13 protein-coding genes are annotated in these 16,709 nt (G+C 64.6%); 7 read left to right on the top strand and 6 right to left on the bottom strand.

From position 1 onward, the window contains the following. Positions 1-578: 578 nt before the first annotated feature. The 6 genes from dnaK to ACE3S9_RS04905 all read left to right on the top strand — a co-directional run bounded on the left by dnaK (position 579) and on the right by ACE3S9_RS04905 (position 7,282). A complete protein-coding gene (dnaK, locus tag ACE3S9_RS04930) occupies positions 579-2,483 on the top strand; it encodes a molecular chaperone DnaK (RefSeq protein WP_374545321.1) in 1,905 nt (634 codons plus the stop codon). 171 nt (positions 2,484-2,654) lie between these two features. Next, positions 2,655-3,794: a molecular chaperone DnaJ gene (gene dnaJ, locus ACE3S9_RS04925; protein ID WP_374545320.1), complete on the top strand. Its 1,140-nt coding sequence runs from the start codon at positions 2,655-2,657 to the stop codon at positions 3,792-3,794. 85 nt (positions 3,795-3,879) lie between these two features. Further along, positions 3,880-4,689: a class I SAM-dependent methyltransferase gene (locus tag ACE3S9_RS04920; protein WP_374545319.1), complete on the top strand. Its 810-nt coding sequence runs from the start codon at positions 3,880-3,882 to the stop codon at positions 4,687-4,689. Positions 4,690-4,785: 96 nt separating this feature from the next. Further along, entirely contained in the window at positions 4,786-5,499 is a 714-nt protein-coding gene (gene pyrF / locus ACE3S9_RS04915; RefSeq protein ID WP_374545318.1) for an orotidine-5'-phosphate decarboxylase, read from the top strand. A gap of 249 nt (positions 5,500-5,748) precedes the next feature. Further along, positions 5,749-6,546 (top strand): 4-hydroxy-tetrahydrodipicolinate reductase, encoded by a 798-nt coding sequence (dapB, locus tag ACE3S9_RS04910; protein WP_374545323.1) that lies wholly within the window; start codon positions 5,749-5,751, stop codon positions 6,544-6,546. A 112-nt stretch (positions 6,547-6,658) separates the two neighbouring features. Further along, on the top strand, positions 6,659-7,282 hold the full coding sequence (locus ACE3S9_RS04905; RefSeq protein ID WP_374545317.1) for a 2,3-bisphosphoglycerate-dependent phosphoglycerate mutase: 624 nt from the start codon (positions 6,659-6,661) through the stop codon (positions 7,280-7,282). Positions 7,283-7,288: 6 nt separating this feature from the next. Here ACE3S9_RS04905 and ACE3S9_RS04900 read toward each other — a convergent pair whose 3' ends face one another. The 5 genes from ACE3S9_RS04900 to ACE3S9_RS04880 all read right to left on the bottom strand — a co-directional run bounded on the left by ACE3S9_RS04900 (position 7,289) and on the right by ACE3S9_RS04880 (position 13,900). Then, complete coding sequence (locus tag ACE3S9_RS04900; RefSeq protein ID WP_374545316.1) at positions 7,289-7,933, bottom strand: alpha-ketoglutarate-dependent dioxygenase AlkB; 645 nt, start codon at positions 7,931-7,933, stop codon at positions 7,289-7,291. 63 nt (positions 7,934-7,996) lie between these two features. Further along, positions 7,997-8,602, bottom strand: coding sequence for a nucleotide exchange factor GrpE (gene grpE, locus ACE3S9_RS04895; RefSeq protein WP_374545315.1), 606 nt, complete (start codon positions 8,600-8,602; stop codon positions 7,997-7,999). A 61-nt stretch (positions 8,603-8,663) separates the two neighbouring features. Continuing rightward, complete coding sequence (locus ACE3S9_RS04890) at positions 8,664-11,399, bottom strand: [protein-PII] uridylyltransferase (protein WP_374545322.1); 2,736 nt, start codon at positions 11,397-11,399, stop codon at positions 8,664-8,666. Positions 11,400-11,491: 92 nt separating this feature from the next. Beyond that, complete coding sequence (gshB, locus tag ACE3S9_RS04885) at positions 11,492-12,457, bottom strand: glutathione synthase (protein ID WP_374545314.1); 966 nt, start codon at positions 12,455-12,457, stop codon at positions 11,492-11,494. Positions 12,458-12,553: 96 nt separating this feature from the next. Then, positions 12,554-13,900 carry a TIGR03808 family TAT-translocated repetitive protein gene (locus ACE3S9_RS04880; RefSeq protein ID WP_374545313.1) on the bottom strand — a complete coding sequence of 449 codons (1,347 nt, stop codon included), beginning with the start codon at positions 13,898-13,900 and terminating at the stop codon, positions 12,554-12,556. A gap of 292 nt (positions 13,901-14,192) precedes the next feature. On the opposite strand from ACE3S9_RS04880, the gene ACE3S9_RS04875 reads away from it, so the two are divergent. Next, positions 14,193-16,535, top strand: coding sequence for an Orn/Lys/Arg decarboxylase N-terminal domain-containing protein (locus ACE3S9_RS04875; RefSeq protein ID WP_374545312.1), 2,343 nt, complete (start codon positions 14,193-14,195; stop codon positions 16,533-16,535). On the opposite strand, the gene ACE3S9_RS04870 is transcribed toward ACE3S9_RS04875, so the two are convergent. Then, positions 16,494-16,709: N-acetyltransferase family protein (locus tag ACE3S9_RS04870; RefSeq protein WP_374545311.1), on the bottom strand; the 216-nt coding region annotated here is incomplete at its 5' end. The genes ACE3S9_RS04875 and ACE3S9_RS04870 overlap by 42 nt on opposite strands.

Here is a 16,709-nt window from a genome sequence, read left to right as displayed (position 1 = left end):
ACCTTGATGAAATAGGGCTGGAAGCTGTCGACGACCGGCGGCGGCGGCAGGGGCTCCTTGGCGCTCGGCAGATCGGCCGCCTGAGCCGTCGTCGCGAAAGCGGCGGCGACGGCTACGACGGGCCAGAGCCTGGTCGAAAAGCGCGGGTTCATCTGTTCCTCCACGGTTTAGTTGTTAATCGTTCATGTTTGAACTTTGAGGCCGTTTCAACGGCTCTGAAACCTTGCCCATTCGGCCGTTAAGGCGGCTGAAACACGGGCGCCGATTCGCGGAACAGCGTTAAGCGATATTTGCTTGGAATTATTCGGCTTTTGCACGCGAAGACCAGACACGCTCGCGCCGCCGGGCCAAAAAGCCGGGCTCCGTTGTAAATTTATCACGACGCGGGCGGGCGAAAGGCCGGAAAGGCGCGGCGACGCTTGCGGCCGGGAATCGCAAATCCTATATCAGGCGCGCTCTTGCAAGCGGGCGCCCTCATCCCAATTTGAACGGAAGTCGGGAACCGGGCGAGACGTTCTCCGCCCAATACCGGACTGCTTCGGGGTCCGACGGTTCTGCGAAGAAAGGAACATAAACTCATGGCTAAAGTCATTGGCATCGATCTCGGCACCACCAATTCCTGTGTCGCCGTGATGGAAGGCTCGACCCCCAAGGTCATCGAAAACGCCGAAGGCGCGCGCACCACCCCCTCCATCGTCGCCTTCACCGACGACGGCGAACGCCTCACCGGCCAGCCGGCCAAACGCCAGGCGGTGACCAATCCCGAAAAAACGTTTTTCGCCATCAAGCGCCTGATCGGCCGCACCTTCGCCGATCCGATGACCCAGAAGGACATCGGCCTCGTCCCCTATCACATCGTCAAGGCCGCCAATGGCGACGCCTGGGTCGAGGCGGACGGCAAGCAATATTCGCCCTCGCAGATTTCGGCCTTCATCCTGCAGAAGATGAAGGAGACGGCCGAGGCTTATCTCGGCCAGCAGGTCACCCAGGCGGTCATCACCGTCCCGGCCTATTTCAACGACGCCCAGCGCCAGGCCACCAAGGACGCCGGCAAGATCGCCGGCCTCGAAGTGCTGCGCATCATCAACGAGCCGACGGCGGCCGCGCTCGCCTATGGCCTCGACAAGAAGGGCTCCGGCACGATCGCGGTCTATGACCTCGGCGGCGGCACTTTCGACGTGTCGATTCTGGAAATCGGCGACGGCGTGTTCGAGGTGAAGTCCACCAATGGCGACACCTTCCTCGGCGGCGAAGACTTCGACATGCGTCTGGTCGAATATCTCGCGGACGAGTTCAAGAAGGACAACGGCATCGACCTCAAGAAGGACAAGCTGGCCCTCCAGCGCCTGAAGGAGGCCGCCGAAAAGGCCAAGATCGAACTGTCCTCGGCCACCCAGACCGACATCAACCTGCCCTATATCACCGCCGACGCCTCCGGGCCGAAGCACCTGACCCTGAAGCTGACCCGCGCCAAATATGAGGCTCTGGTCGACGACCTGATCCAGCGCACCATCGAGCCGTGCCGCAAGGCGCTCAAGGACGCTGGCCTGTCCGCCGGCGAGATCAACGAAGTGGTTCTGGTCGGCGGCATGACCCGCATGCCGAAGGTCCAGGAGATCGTGAAGCAGTTCTTCGGCAAGGAGCCCCACAAGGGCGTCAACCCGGACGAGGTCGTCGCCATCGGCGCCGCCGTCCAGGCCGGCGTGCTGCAGGGCGACGTCAAGGACGTGCTGCTGCTCGACGTGACCCCGCTGTCGCTCGGCATCGAGACGCTCGGCGGCGTGTTCACCCGCCTGATCGACCGCAACACCACGATCCCGACCAAGAAGAGCCAGGTGTTCTCGACCGCCGAGGATTCCCAGACCGCGGTCACCATCCGCGTCTTCCAGGGCGAGCGTGAAATGGCGGCGGACAACAAGCTGCTCGGCCAGTTCGATCTTGTCGGCATTCCGCCGGCGCCGCGCGGCATGCCGCAGATCGAGGTGACCTTCGACATTGACGCCAACGGCATCGTGTCGGTAACCGCCAAGGACAAGGCGACCGCCAAGGAGCAGCAGATCCGCATCCAGGCCTCGGGCGGCCTCTCGGAATCCGACATCGACAAGATGGTCAAGGACGCCGAGGCGCACGCCGCCGAGGACAAGAAACGCCGCGAACTGGTCGACGCCCGCAACCAGGGCGAGGCCTTGATCCATTCGGCCGAGAAATCGCTGAAGGAATTCGGCGACAAGGTCGCGGCCTCGGACAACAGCGCCATCGAGGCGGCGATCGCCAGCCTCAAGACCGCGCTCGAAGGCGAGGACGTCGAGGCGATCAACGCCCGCGCCAATGAGCTGGCCCAGGCGTCGATGAAGCTCGGCGAGGCCATGTACAAGGCCGAACAGGCTTCCGCCGCCGCCGGCGCTGCGGGGGCCCAAGGGGCCAACGAGGACGTGATCGACGCCGACTTCAAGGAAGTCAAGGACGACAAGAAGGGCGCCTGATCCGCGCGGGATCGACCCTTCAGGAACTGCCAAGAGGCCGGGGCGCCAGCGCCCCGGCCGCGCTGCGGATGCGTTTCCTCCGGGCAAAAAACGGTTGCGTCGACAGGCTGTAACGTCTAGCTCGTGAGGCGACTTCCCTTCACCGAATGACAAAACCGGATGGCGTCATCGATGGCCAAACGCTGCTTTTATGAAGTTCTCGGCGTTTCCCGCACCTGCACCGAAAGCGACCTCAAGAGCGCCTTCCGCAAACAGGCGATGCAATTGCATCCCGACCGCAATCCCGGCGACGTCGACGCCGAGCACAGGTTCAAGGAAGTTAACGAGGCCTATCAGGTCCTGTCTGACGAGCAGAAGCGCGCGGCCTACGACCGTTTCGGCCATGCCGCTTTCGAAAATGGCGGCGGCGGCGCGGGCTTCGGCGGTTTCGGCATGGGCGAGGGTTTCGCCGCCTCCATGGCCGATATTTTCGACGATCTGTTCGGCGATGTGATGGGCGGCGGCCGGCGCGGGCGCTCCTCCGGCCGCGAGCGCGGCGCGGACCTGCGCTATAACATGGAAATCACGCTCGAAGAGGCTTATCGCGGCAAGACGGCCTCGCTGAAAATCCCCACTTCGGTCACCTGCGACGTCTGCGCCGGCTCCGGCGCCAAGGCGGGCTCCAAGCCCAAGACCTGCTCGACCTGCGGCGGCCATGGCCGCGTGCGCGCCCAGCAGGGCTTTTTCTCGATCGAACGCGCCTGCCCGTCCTGCCACGGACGCGGCGAGGTGATCGACAATCCCTGCCCGAGCTGCGCCGGCGCCGGCCGCGTCACCCGCGAACGCGCGCTTTCGGTCAATATTCCAGCCGGCATCGAGGACGGCACCCGCATCCGGCTCGCCGGCGAGGGCGAGGCCGGCCTGCGCGGCGGGCCTTCGGGCGATCTTTACATCTTCCTTTCGGTCAAGCCGCATCCCTTCTTCCAGCGCGAGGGCGCCGACCTTTACTGCCGTGCGCCCATCACCATGGTCCAGGCCGCGCTCGGCGGCGAGATCAAGGTGCGCGGCGTCGACGGAACGGAAATCAAGGTCAAGGTCGAGGAAGGCGCGCAATCCGGCCGCCAGTTCAAGATCAAGGGCCGCGGCATGCCGGTGCTGCGCGCGCGCGATTTCGGCGATCTCTACATCCAGGCCAATGTCGAGACGCCGCAGAACCTGACCAAGCGGCAAAAAGAGCTGCTGGCGGAGTTCGAAAACGAGTCGACCCACAAGACTCATCCGGAATCGACTGGCTTTTTCGCCAAAATGAAAGAATTTTTCGATCTAACCTGATTGAATGCCGGTCCCGTTTCCTTGACGGTTTCGTGAATGTGAGCGATTCTCGCCGCTCCCGCCGGTCCTGAGGGGCAAGGAAAAATTGAGCGCGCAAAGACGTCAGGCGAAACTGCATCCTGGCCCGAAAAATCTGATCGACCTCCGTCTCAGCGACGAAGCGCGTTTCATCAAATCCTGGCTGGAAAATCCGCTGCTGGCCGGCGCCATCACGCCTTCGGGCCGCTTCCTCGCCCGCGCCATGGCGCAATGCGTCGATCCGGACCGGCCGGGGCCGATCGTCGAGCTTGGCCCGGGCACCGGCCCGGTCACCCAGGCTTTGCTCGCGCGCGGCGTCGCGCCGGACCGGCTGGTGCTGGTCGAATTCGAGCCTTCGTTCTGCCTGTTGCTGCGGAAGAAATTTCCCCATGTGAAAGTGGTCCAGGGCGACGCCTATCGGCTGGCGGACACGCTAGGCCCCGTGCTGGACGCCGCCCCGGCCGCCGTGGTCTCCAGCCTGCCTCTGCTCACCAAGCCGGAGCACATCCGCCTGTCGCTGCTGCGTCAGGCCTTCGCGCTGATGGGCGCCGAGGGTCGCTTCATCCAGTTCACCTATGGCGTGAAATCGCCGGTTCCGAGTCACCTCGCGGCGCGCGACCATTTCGCCACCCAGAGCCTCGCGCCGATCTGGCTCAACCTGCCGCCCGCGCGCATCTTCGTCTATCGGCATGTCGACTGCCCCCACGCCGTCGAGTCGAAGCCGGACGTGATCGACAAATTGCTGAGCGGCTCGCGGCGTTTCGGCCGCGAAATCCGCGACGAACTGGAAGAGGCCCGCGCGCGCCTGAGCGCGAACCACGCCAAACACGCGCGCGTCAAACATCCCGCCCGGTTGGAGACAACCAGGCGCGGATGAACTTCGGGGCTGAACTTCGGGGCTGAACTTGGCCGTCGCGCGGCAAGACGTTCAGGCCTATAAGGCGGCGTCTCCCGCAGCGACGGAACCCGCCCCATGCCTCATCCGAACCGCGACCCATTGCGCGAAAAACTGATTGTCGCGCTTGATCTGCCCGAACCCGCCCAGGCCCGCGCCATGGTCGAGCGCCTCGGCGACAGCGTGGAATTCTACAAGATCGGCATGGAACTGGCCTATGGCGGCGGCTTCGCCCTCGTGGAAGAGCTGGCCGGCGCCGGCAAGCAGGTCTTTCTCGATCTCAAATTGCACGACATCGGCAATACGGTGGAAAAGGCGACCGCGCAGATCGCCCGGCTCGGCGTGCGCTTCCTGACCGTCCACGCCTTTCCGCAAACCCTCGCCGCGGCCCGGCGCGGCGCCGAAGGCTCCGCCCTGCAGGTGCTCGGCGTGACGGTGATGACGTCCTACGACGACGACGACCTCGCCGCGGCCGGCTATCGGCTCGACGTCAAAGGGCTGGTCGCCCTGCGCGCGCTCCAGGCGAAAGAGGCCGGAATCGCCGGGCTGATCCTCTCGCCGGAGGAGCTGGTCGCGACCCGCGCTCTGGTCGGCGGCGACCTGTTGCTGGTGACGCCGGGCGTGCGCCCCGCCGGCGCGGCGCTCGGCGACCAGAAAAGGGTCGCGACGCCGGCCGAAGCCTTCCGCCGCGGCGCGGACCATATCGTCGTCGGGCGGCCCATTGTCGCCGCGCCTGATCCGCGCGAAGCCGCGCTCGCCATTCAGCAGGAAATCGCGGAAGTTTTCGCCTGAACGCCAAACAAAAACGCCGGGCGTACATCCGGCCCGGCGTTGGTCCTGAGGACTGGGGGACAGCGCTTCTGGACGACAGCGACCCTAGCGGACCAAAATGACCCGCCAATGACAGCAATCCGTCAGCTTTGAGACAGTGCCTTGGCCTTTCCGCCGAGACCGGCGCGTCGCGGCTTTTGCCCCACGGCGAAAAAGCCTATAGAGCAGCGGACTGTCCGGCGAAATCGCGGAGAATTTGCAATGAGTGAGATGCGTCTTGTCGTCGTCGGCGCCGCCGGGCGCATGGGCCAGATGCTCGTCAGGACCATCGCCGCGACCGAAGGCGCGGTCCTTTCGGCCGCGCTGGAGCGCCCCGGATCGGCCGCGCTCGGCCGCGATGCGGGCGAACTCGCCGGCCTCGGCCCGCTCGGCGTGACCATCGCCGACGACCCGCTCACTGCTCTGCTCAAGGCCGATGGCGTGATCGATTTCACCACCCCGGCGACGACCGTCGAAATCGCGGCGCTCGCCGCCCAGGCGCGCATCGTCCATGTCGTCGGCACCACCGGCATGACCGACGACGACCTCGCCAAGCTCGACGCCGCCGCCCGCCATGCCGTGATCGTGCGCTCCGGCAATATGAGCCTCGGCGTCAACCTGCTCGCCGGCCTGGTCGAAAAGGTCGCCAAGACGCTCGGCGTCGACTGGGACGTTGAAATTCTGGAAATGCATCATCGCATGAAGGTCGACGCGCCGTCCGGCACCGCGCTTCTGCTGGGCGAAGCGGCGGCGAAGGGCCGCGAGGTCGCTCTGGCCGAGCACAGCGTGCGCTCGCGCGACGGCCATACCGGCGCGCGCAAGGCCGGCGACATCGGCTTCGCCACATTGCGCGGCGGCACGGTGGTCGGCGACCACACCGTCATTTTCGCCGGCGCCGGCGAGCGCATCGAACTCACCCATCGCGCCGAGGATCGCGGCATTTTCGCCCGTGGCGCGGTTCGGGCCGCGCTATGGGGGCGCGGCCGCAAGCCGGGGCTCTATTCCATGGCCGACGTGCTCGGACTTTGATGTCCGTCACGGCGCGCCATGGCGAAAGCGTGAGAAGAGGCGGGCCGGAACAATCTGATCGAAGCGGAAGCCGCCACGCGCGGCGCCGGAAATTGCAAGCCAGGAGAACCAAGTGTCCGAACGCCTTCTCGTGCTCGTCCGCCATGGCCAGAGCGAATGGAACCTGAAAAATCTCTTCACCGGCTGGAAAGACCCGGGCCTGACAGATCAGGGCGTCGGCGAGGCCAAGGCCGCCGGCCAGCGCCTGAAGGCTCTGGGCTTGACCTTCGATACGGGCTTCACCTCCGACCTGACCCGCGCCCAGCATACGATGAAATTGATGCTGGACGAGCTGGGCCAGAGCGGCCTGAAGGTGACGAAAAACCAGGCGCTCAACGAGCGCGACTATGGCGACCTCTCCGGTCTCAACAAGGATGAGTCCCGCCAGAAATGGGGCGAGGATCAAGTCCATCTGTGGCGGCGCTCCTATGACGTGCCCCCGCCCGGCGGCGAAAGCCTGAAGGATACGGTCGCTCGCGTGCTGCCTTATTACAATCAGGAGATCCTGCCTGCCGTGCTGCGCGGCGAGCGCACCATTGTCGCCGCCCATGGCAATTCGCTGCGTGCGCTGGTCATGGTGCTCGACCGGCTGACGCCGGAAACCATCCCCTCGATGGAGCTGGCGACCGGCGTGCCGCTGGTCTATCGCCTGAAGGCAGATTCGACGGTCGAATCCAAGCAGGTGCTGACGGCCTGAGGCCAGTCACCTCGCCCGGCGCAGGGTCAGATTGATCCGGCCGGGCGGGTTCAACAGGGTCGACGTCCCCGGCAAGATCCGGTCCACGCCGTGGAACATCAGCCGGGCCGGGCCGCCAAAGACGACAATGTCGCCGGAATCGAGCCGGACGGTCGCGCTTGGGTCGCGGCGCGTTTCGCCGCCATAGCGGAAACGGCAGGAGCAGCCCAGCGACAGCGACAGGATCGGCGCGGAAACATCCGCTTCGTCGCGGTCCTGATGGGGGCCCATCCGCGCCGCCTCGTCATAGTGGTTAATCAGACAGGCGTCCGGTTCGAGCGCGCATTCCGCGAAATCGCGCCAAAGCTTCGACACGCTGTCCGGCATTGGCGGCCAGGGCCGCCCGGTCTCGGGATGGAAAGCCTGATAGCGGTAGCCCGAAATATCGGAAACCCAGCCGAGCGGGCCGCAATTGCTCATGCGGACCGAAAATTCCTGGCCCGAGCGCGGCATTCTGGGCCGGAACAAAGGCGCCGCGCGCAGGACCGCACGGAGATCGTCCAGCAAAGCCTCCTGCGCAGCCCGGTCCAGCGCCGCCTTGTAGAGACGCAGGCCCGGCTTGAGCAGGAGCATGGACTTTTCCTTTTCATGATCGCGAAAGGTCGCGATCATGAGATCCCTCGCATCAGCTCGGCGTCACGTTTGTTCCTAGCCGGTTTTTGAGTAAAACCGGCGCTAGTTCGGCTTGCCGCCGCCTTCCTTGGCGCCGCCTTTGGCGACGCCGACCTTGGCCGGGCGCAAGACGCGCTCGCCAATGGCGAAGCCTTCCTCGACCACATGCGCGACCGTGCCGGGCGGCACGCTTTCGTCATGGGCCTCGAACAAGGCCTCGTGGAAATTCGGGTCGAATTTCTGGCCCTTGGGCTCCAGCTTGCGCACGCCATGGCGAGACAAGCGTGAGAGGAAATCGCGCTCGGTCAGTTCGATGCCTTCGACAAAGGCCTTCAGCGTGTTGTCGGCGGCCTCGCGGGTCTCGGGCGGGACGTTCTCCAGCGCGCGGCGCAGATTGTCGGCGAAGGTCAGCATGTCGCGCGCGAAGGAGGTCACGCCATAAGCTTTGGCGTCGGACACTTCCTTTTCGGTGCGGCGGCGGAGATTTTCCATTTCCGCGAGGGTGCGCAGCACCTTGTCCTTGAGGCTGGCGTTCTCGGCGATCAGCGCCTGCACGGCGGCCGCGTCGCGCTCCGCTTCGCTCTGGACCGGCGTCGGGTCCGGCGCGCTCGCCGGAGCCTCTTCCGTCTGCGAAACCCTGTCGTTTTGCGGATTCTTGCCGTCGTTCATACTCGGACCCTTGCGACCTTGATGTGGTTCGGCCTGCATATCGGGCCGAATGCGGCAAAAATCAAGCTTTCCGCTTGGGGTTGAACACCTCCATCAGATTGCGGCGCACCGCCGCCTGACGCGCGGGATTGACCACTTTGGCCCCGGTCAGGTCGCCGACATAGAAAGTGTCGACCGCCTTTTCGCCGAAAGTCACGATATGGGCCGAGGCGATGTTCAGATTGAGTTTCGACAAGGTCAGGGTCAGCTCGTAGAGCAGGCCGGGGCGGTCGAGGCCGGACACTTCGATCACGCTGTACATATGGGACAGGCTGTTATCGATCACGACATCCGGCGGCACGCTGAAGGTCTCGCCATGCGAAGGCGTTTTTTCCGCCTTGGCCGCCACGATATCGCCGAGGCGAATCTCGCCGCGCAAAGCCTGCTCGACCGCACGGGCGATGCGTTTGCCGCGTCGCAACTCGTCCTCGTCCTGGTCGAAGGCGCGGGAAATGGAAATCGTGTCCAGCGCCAACCCGTCGGTGGTGGTGAAAATCTGCGCGTCGACAATATTGGCGCCCGAAGCGGCGCAGGCGCCGGCGATGATCGACAGCAGGCGCGGATGATCCGGCGCAATCACGGTCAGTTCGGTAATGCCGCGGAAAGCGTCGGTCGCCACTTCCGTCGCCAGCGAACTCATCTCCACCGCGCTCGCGTGCAGCAATTGCGCGTGCTGGATGCGATGCGGCAGATCGACCTTGAGCCAATAAGCCGGATAATGGCGCGCCGCATAATCGGCGAATTCGTGATCCGACCAGGCCGGCAGCTTTTCGCGCAATTCGGTCTGCGACTTCTGGACGCGGCGCCGGCGATCGACCGAGGAATGGCCGCCGGCCAGCACGACCTCGGTCTCCCAATAGAGCGTGCGCAGTAATTCGCCCTTCCAGCCGTTCCACACGCCCGGACCGACCGCGCGAATGTCGCAGACGGTGAGAATCAGCAGCATCTTGAGCCGCTCGATGGTCTGCACCACCTTGGCGAAGCCCTCGATCGTGCGCGGATCGCCGAGGTCGCGGCTCTGCGCGATATTGGACATGATGAGATGATATTCCACCAGCCAGGCGGCGGCTTCCGTCTCCGCCTCGCTGAGGCCGAGGCGCGGCCCAAGCTTGCGGGCGATCTCGGCCCCGGCGATGGAATGGTCTTCCTTGCGCCCCTTGGCGATGTCATGCAGCAGCATGGCCACATAAAGCGCGCGCCGGTGGCTGATGGTCGGCATGATCGAACTGGCCAGCGGCAATTCGGCGATCAGCTCGCGCGAATCGACCGCCGCCATCTGTCCGACGGCCCGGATCAGATGCTCGTCCACCGTATAGTGATGGTACATGTTGAACTGCATCATCGCCACGATGCGGCCGAAATCCGGGATGAAGCGGCCGAGCACGCCGGCCTCGTTCATCAGCCGCAGCGCCCGCTCGCTCGATTTCGCATTGGTCAGGATTTCGAGAAACAGCTTGTTGGCTTCCGGGTCCGCGCGCAGGCGGTTGTCGATGCGCGGCAGCGATTGCGTCACCAGGCGCAGGGCGTCGGGATGGATCGGCAATTCGTTACGGGCGGCGATCGAGAACAGCCGAATGAGATTGATCGGATCCTTGTCGAACACATCGGTCGAGGCGACGGTGACGCGATCGGTTTCCAGCGCGAAGGGGCCGAGGTCGCGCGGCTTGGCGCGACGGCGCAATTTGCCGACGAAGCGGTCGAACACCGCGCGCGGCTTGGCCTGGCGCTCCTCCAGCGCGGCGCAGACAATATTGGTGAGGTCGCCGACCTGTTTGGCGACCGTGAAATAATGCTTCATGAAGCGCTCGACGCCGGACAGACCGTCGCGCGCGGTATTATAGCCGAGCTGCGCCGCGATCTGGCGTTGCAGTTCGAAGCTCAGCCGCTCCTCGGAACGGCCGGTCAGGAAATGCATGAAGCAGCGGACCTTCCACAAAAAGGTCTCGCAGCGGCGGAACATCCGCAGCTCCTGCTCGCTGAACAGGCCGACGCCGACCAGAGCGTCGGCGTCCTGCACGCGATAGGCGTATTTGGCGATCCAAAACAAGGTGTTGAGGTCGCGCAACCCGCCCTTGCCTTCCTTGACATTGGGCTCGACCAGATAGCGCGACGAGCCGGCGCGCTGCACGCGCTGGTCGCGCTCGGCGAGCTTGGCCGCGACGAATTCGGGCGCCGTCGTCCGCACGATTTCCTGATCGAACCGCTGCAGCAAAGTGTCGAGCAAGGCGCGGTCGCCCAGCAGATAGCGGCATTCCAGCAAGGTCGTGCGGATGGTCATATCCGCCTTGGCCTGCCGCAGGCATTCCTCGACCGTGCGGGTGGCGTGACCGACCTTCTGCTTGAGGTCCCACAGCAGATAGAGCATGGATTCGACCGCCGCCTCTTCCGCGGCATGGCCGCGGCTCGGCAGCAGGAACAAAAGATCGATGTCGGAACCCGGCGCCAGCGCCCCGCGCCCGTAGCCGCCGACCGCGACCACGCAGAGCCGGCCGCTATTGGCGCTCGGATGGATATATTTCACCACGCAGGAATGAATGGCGCGGATGATCTCGTCCTCGACATAAGCGAGATGCGCGCCGCAGGCCAGGCCCGAGCCTTTCTCCTCCAGCGCGGCGCGCGCCGTCGCCGCGCCGCGCGACAGGAATTCCGCGAAAATCTCGACCGCGGCCTTGCGAAATTCCGCGCTTTCGCCGCCATGCTTTTCCGCCAGCTTGGCGATGCGGGCGTCGAGCGCGGCGCGGTCGATCAGGGCCTTCATCGGCAGTTCGAGCCGGGGGCCGGTCCATTTCGGCCCCGAGGCCGCCGGCTCCCGGGCGGCCTGGTCGCGGCCGGCGACATTGCCCTGAATGTTCATCCCACCGCCTCCAGCGTCGCGGCCTTGGCCTCGATCGCGTTCCAGATCGTCGCCGCGACATCGGGGCCGCCGGTGCGCTTGATGGCGCGAATGCCGGTCGGCGACGTCACGTTGATTTCGGTCAGATAGCCGTCGATCACGTCTATCCCTACGAAAACCAGCCCGCGCCTCTTGAGTTCCGGCCCGATGGTCGCGCAGATCTCACGCTCGCGCGGCGACAGTTCGGTCGCCTCGGCGGCGCCCCCGCGCACCATATTGGAGCGGATGTCATTGGCCGCCGGCACGCGATTGACCGCGCCGCCCGGCTCGCCATCGACCAGAATGATGCGCTTGTCGCCCCGGCTGACCGCCGGCAGGAATTTCTGCACCACCCATTGCTCGCGGAAACTGGTCGCGAACAGATCATAGAGCGAGCCGTAATTGGCGTCTTCCGCCATCAGCCGGAACACCGCCGCGCCGCCATGGCCGTGCAAGGGCTTCATCACCACCTCGCCGTGCTCGGCGCGGAAGGCGTCGATGGCGCTCTTGTCGCGCGTGATCAGCGTCGGCGGCATCAAGTGCGGGAAATCCATCACGAACAGTTTTTCCGGCGCATTGCGCACGCTGGCGGGGTCGTTGACCACCAAAGTGCGCCCGCCGATCTTTTCGAGCAGATGGGTCGAGGTGATATAGGCGAGATCGAACGGCGGGTCCTGGCGCAGCAGGACGACGTCCATGTCGCGCAGGAAGAACTCGCGCGCGACGCCGAGATCGTAATGGTCGCCCTTGACGTCGCGCACGCGCAAGGCCTGCGCCACCGCGATCACATCCGTTCCGCGCAGCGAAAGCTGATCCGGCGTGTAATAATAGAGCTCGAAGCCGCGCGCCTGCGCTTCAAGCAGCAGAGCGAAGGTCGAATCGCCGACGATATTGATCCGCTCGATGGGGTCCATCTGAACGGCGACTTTCCTGACCTTGCCCATTGCGACCTGCGCTCCGACCTGTGGCGCGAGAAGCGCCGAACGCGGATGTTAGCAACATCCTTAACGAATACCAAAACGCCCGCGCCGGCGCGGGCGTCACAGCACGTGATTTCCGCGAATGACCAGGTTCCTGTATGGATTCGCGGCGCCCGGCAAGGCGAGGTCGCCGCTGATCACGCGCTCTTGGAACATGGCCACGATATTCGCCTTTTTCGAACCGCGCATGTCATTTTCGACAATTTCGCAAGGACCGGGATCGCCCTGGGTCGCGACGCCTATGGCGTAATCATTGTCGATCAGCCGGTTGGCCTCGACCCGGACATTCTGCCGCGCTTCGAAAAACCCGGCCAGGATCGCCACCGCCGGCGATCCGGTCACGATATTGCCGATCACGCGGGCGTCGCCCTCGGCATGGACGCCATGCAGCCAGCCCATGCGCGGACCGAATTCGCCGTCGGGATGCGACGGCCGCAAGCCGCTGACGATATTGCCGGAGATGAGGGCCCCGGCGCCATTGCCTGGCCCGACATAATTGGTCGCGGAAATGCCGGCGCCGCAATCCGCGATCACATTGTTGAGAAAGCGCGCGTCGCGAAAGCCGAATTCGGCATACATGGCCTTTTCGCCGAAGGTCTTGCAACGATTGTTGGCGATTGTGATCTCCCAACCGCCGGTATTGCGCACCGCCGTATAGGCGCAGCGCTCGATCACATTGTTCTCGACCGTGACCGGCCCGCATTCGGCGACGCGCACGCCATTGCCATAGAGGCCGAGGCCGCCGGAGCGGTTGGCGATGTCGGTAATGGTGTTGTTGCTGATGCGGGAGCCGTCGTGGCGTTTCGAATGCAGGCTCCAATGATGAACGCCATTGTCGCCGCAGCGCTGGATGGTGTTGGCGTCGATCACCATGCCGGCGCAATTGTCGTCATGAATCGCGGTTCCGGTCAGGTCCTCGAATGTGCAAAGCCGAACCCGCCCGCCGCAGCGATGCTGGAACAGGCCGGTCGTGCTGTTCCGCACTGTGCAATGCTCCAGCGCAACCTGAGCCACGTCATAAAAATTCAGCAGCCCGAAGGCGTCGTTGATCCGCCGGCCGGCGCCGTCGAACACGATATTTTCCAGCGTCACGGCGCGCAGCGGCGTGTCATTGGCGAGCAGGCCGCCGTCATAGCCGAGCCGCAGCGTCGAGCCGCCGGGATCGCCGATCAGATGGGCGCCCTCGGGCAGGACCACGCGATAAAGCGTGGTGACGCCGCGCCGCAACCGATAGGGGCGCCCGACGCGCGTCGCCTCGGTCAGGCCGGCGACAAAATCCGCCGTGGCGGCCGCGACCGGATCGCCCTGGGCGCGCGCCATGGCGCGGTAGAACGGGATAAACCCCGCCGCTTGCGCAATGGTTTTCAACACCCGCCGGCGCTCCTGCGGGACATGCAGCGTGATCATTTTCGCCCGCGCCGCACAGGCGCGGCCAGATCAGGAGCCATCTCTTCGTCCGAATGTCGTTGACGTGATCGTCCTTGGCGGCGGCGGCAGGGCCGCGAAAAGTCATTATCGGCGCGGGAAGATGGAAAAAGCGGAAACGCCGCGTCGCGCATTTGCGGGATCGGCGCGGCGGCGGCCCGATCTTAAATTTCGGCGCCTGTCCAATCCGGGCTTGGCAGGAGGCGCGTTTTCATCAAAGAGTCACGGCCGCGCGTCAAACCAACGCATGAATCGACCAGAGTCCGGGGCCGCCATGGATTATTTCCGCCGTTTCACCTTCCTCCTCTGCGCTCCGGCCTTCGACGCCGACGAGCTTGAAGGCGAACGCCTGCGCCAGATCGTGGCCGCCGTCGAGAAATCCGGCTTCGAAGTGGTCCGCGCCCGCCGCGTCGAGGACGCCGAACTGGCGATCAAGACCGACGCCGCCATCGGCTGCATGATCGTCGACTGGGGCAAGAAGGGGATGAACTCCAAGACGGCGGGGCTGATCTCCTATGTCCGCCGCCGTGGTCTCGAAATGCCGATCATTCTGCTGGTGCGGCGCAAGAGATTCGAGGACCTGCCGATCGACGTGCTCGACAATGTCGACGGCTATGTGTTTCTCGCCGAGGAAACCCCGGAATTCATCGCCAAGAACCTCGTCAGCCGGCTCAAGCAATATGCCGAGACGATGAAGACGCCGTTTTTCGGCGAACTGGTCGATTATGCCGAAGAAGGCAACCAGCTCTGGACCTGCCCCGGCCATAATGGCGGCGTGTTCTATTCGCGCAGCCCGATCGGCCGGATTTTCGTCGAACATCTCGGCGAGGCGATCTTCCGCGACGATCTCGACAATTCGGTGCTGGAGCTGGGCGACCTGCTGGTCCATGAAGGTCCGGCGCTGAAGGCGCAGAAAGAAGCCGCCAAGATTTTCGGCGCCGAGCGGACCTATTTCGTCCTCAACGGCACCTCGGCCTCGAACAAGGTCGTACTCTCGGCTCTGGTCGCGCCGGGCGACCTCGTCCTGTTCGACCGCAACAACCACAAGGCCGCCCATCATGGCGCGCTGATGCTCGGTGGCGGCGTGCCGGTCTATCTGGAGACCGACCGCAATCCGCAGGGCATGATCGGCCCGATCGATTACGAGGCTTTGGACGAGAAGAAGATCCGCAGGAAGATCCGCGACAATCCGCTGGTGAAGGACGAGACGCTGTGGAAGAAGGAGCGCCCGTTCCGCGTCGCCGTGATCGAGCAATGTTCCTATGACGGCACGATCTATAGCGCCGAAAAGATTCTCGCCAAGATTGGCCCGCTCTGCGACTACATCCTGTTCGACGAGGCCTGGGCCGGCTTCATGAAATTCCACCCGATCTTCGCCGGCCATTTCGCCATGGGGCTGAAGGATCTCGGCCCCGACGCGCCCGGCATCATCGCCACCCAATCGACCCACAAGCAGCTCGCGAGCTTTTCCCAAGCCTCGCAGATCCACGTCAAGGATCGCCATATCAAGGGTCAGGCGCGGCGGATCGAACATCGCCGCTTCAACGAGACCTTCCTGATCCACGCCTCGACCTCGCCGTTCTATCCTTTGTTCGCCTCGCTCGACGTCGGCGCGCAGATGATGAAGGGCAAATCCGGCGAGGTCCTGTGGGACGACACCATCCGGCTCGGCATCGAGATTCGCAAGAAGATCCGGGCGCTCGGGCAGGAGTTCAAGGAAAAGGCCAAGAGCAAGGAGCTGGGCTGGTTCTTCGACCCCTTCGTCGCCGATGAAGTCGAGACGGCCGACGGCCGCATCGCCTGGGAGGACGCGCCGACCGACGATATCGCCAGCAATCCGGCGTTCTGGACCTTCGAGCCCGGCGCGAACTGGCACGGATTCCGCCATGTCGCGCCCGGCTATGCCCTGACAGACCCCTGCAAGCTCACCCTGATCGCGCCCGGCTTCAACCGCGCCACCGGCGACTATTCGGATCATGGCGTGCCGGCGCCGGTGGTCGCGCAATATTTGCGCGAGAACCGCATCGTGCCGGAAAAGAACGACCTCAATTCGCTGCTGTTCCTGCTGACGCCGGGCGTCGAATCGAGCAAGGCGGGCGCGCTGATCTCGGCTCTGGTCGCCTTCAAGACCTATCACGACCAGAACGCGCCGCTGGAGGAGGTCATTCCGGAATTTGTGGCGAAGCGCGCGAAGCGCTATTCCGGGATGCGTCTGCGCGATTTGTGCCAGCAGATGCACGCCTTCTATCGCGACGCCGGCACCAGCGACCTGCAGCGCCGCCAGTTCCGCCCGGAACATCTGCCGCATATCGCGATGCGGCCGCAGGAGGCGGTGCAGAAACTGACCCGCAACCAGGTGCAATATCTCCCGATCGACCAGGTCGAGGGCAAGATGGCGACCACGCTCTGGGTGGTCTATCCGCCGGGCATCGCCACCATCGCGCCGGGCGAAATTCTCGACGAGCGCGCTCGGCCCATGCTCGATTATCTGAAAACCTTCGAGCGCGGCGCCAATCTGTTCCCCGGCTTCGAAGCGGAAATCCAGGGCGTCTATCGCGAGACGGCGCCCGACGGCTCAATCCGATTCCATACTTATGTCGCTGACCCCGATACGTGACAGCGGCACATAGCCGGGCGGCGGCTCGCTGGCGCCCGGCCCCAGCAACCGCTGCAGCATGACGCTGTCGGTCCAGCGGCCGAAGCGGAAGCCGATGCCTTCGAGAAAAGCGACGCGGCGGAAGCCGCAGGCTTCGTGCAGGTTGAGCGAGGCCTGATTTTCCGAATCGACATA

Origin of the sequence: Rhodoblastus sp. (genome assembly GCF_041915505.1) — a bacterium.
In the GTDB taxonomy this organism is placed as follows: Bacteria; Pseudomonadota; Alphaproteobacteria; order Rhizobiales; family Beijerinckiaceae; genus Rhodoblastus.
The sequence above is the reverse complement of the archived record's forward strand: the minus strand, read 5'-3'. Positions and strand labels throughout refer to the sequence as shown.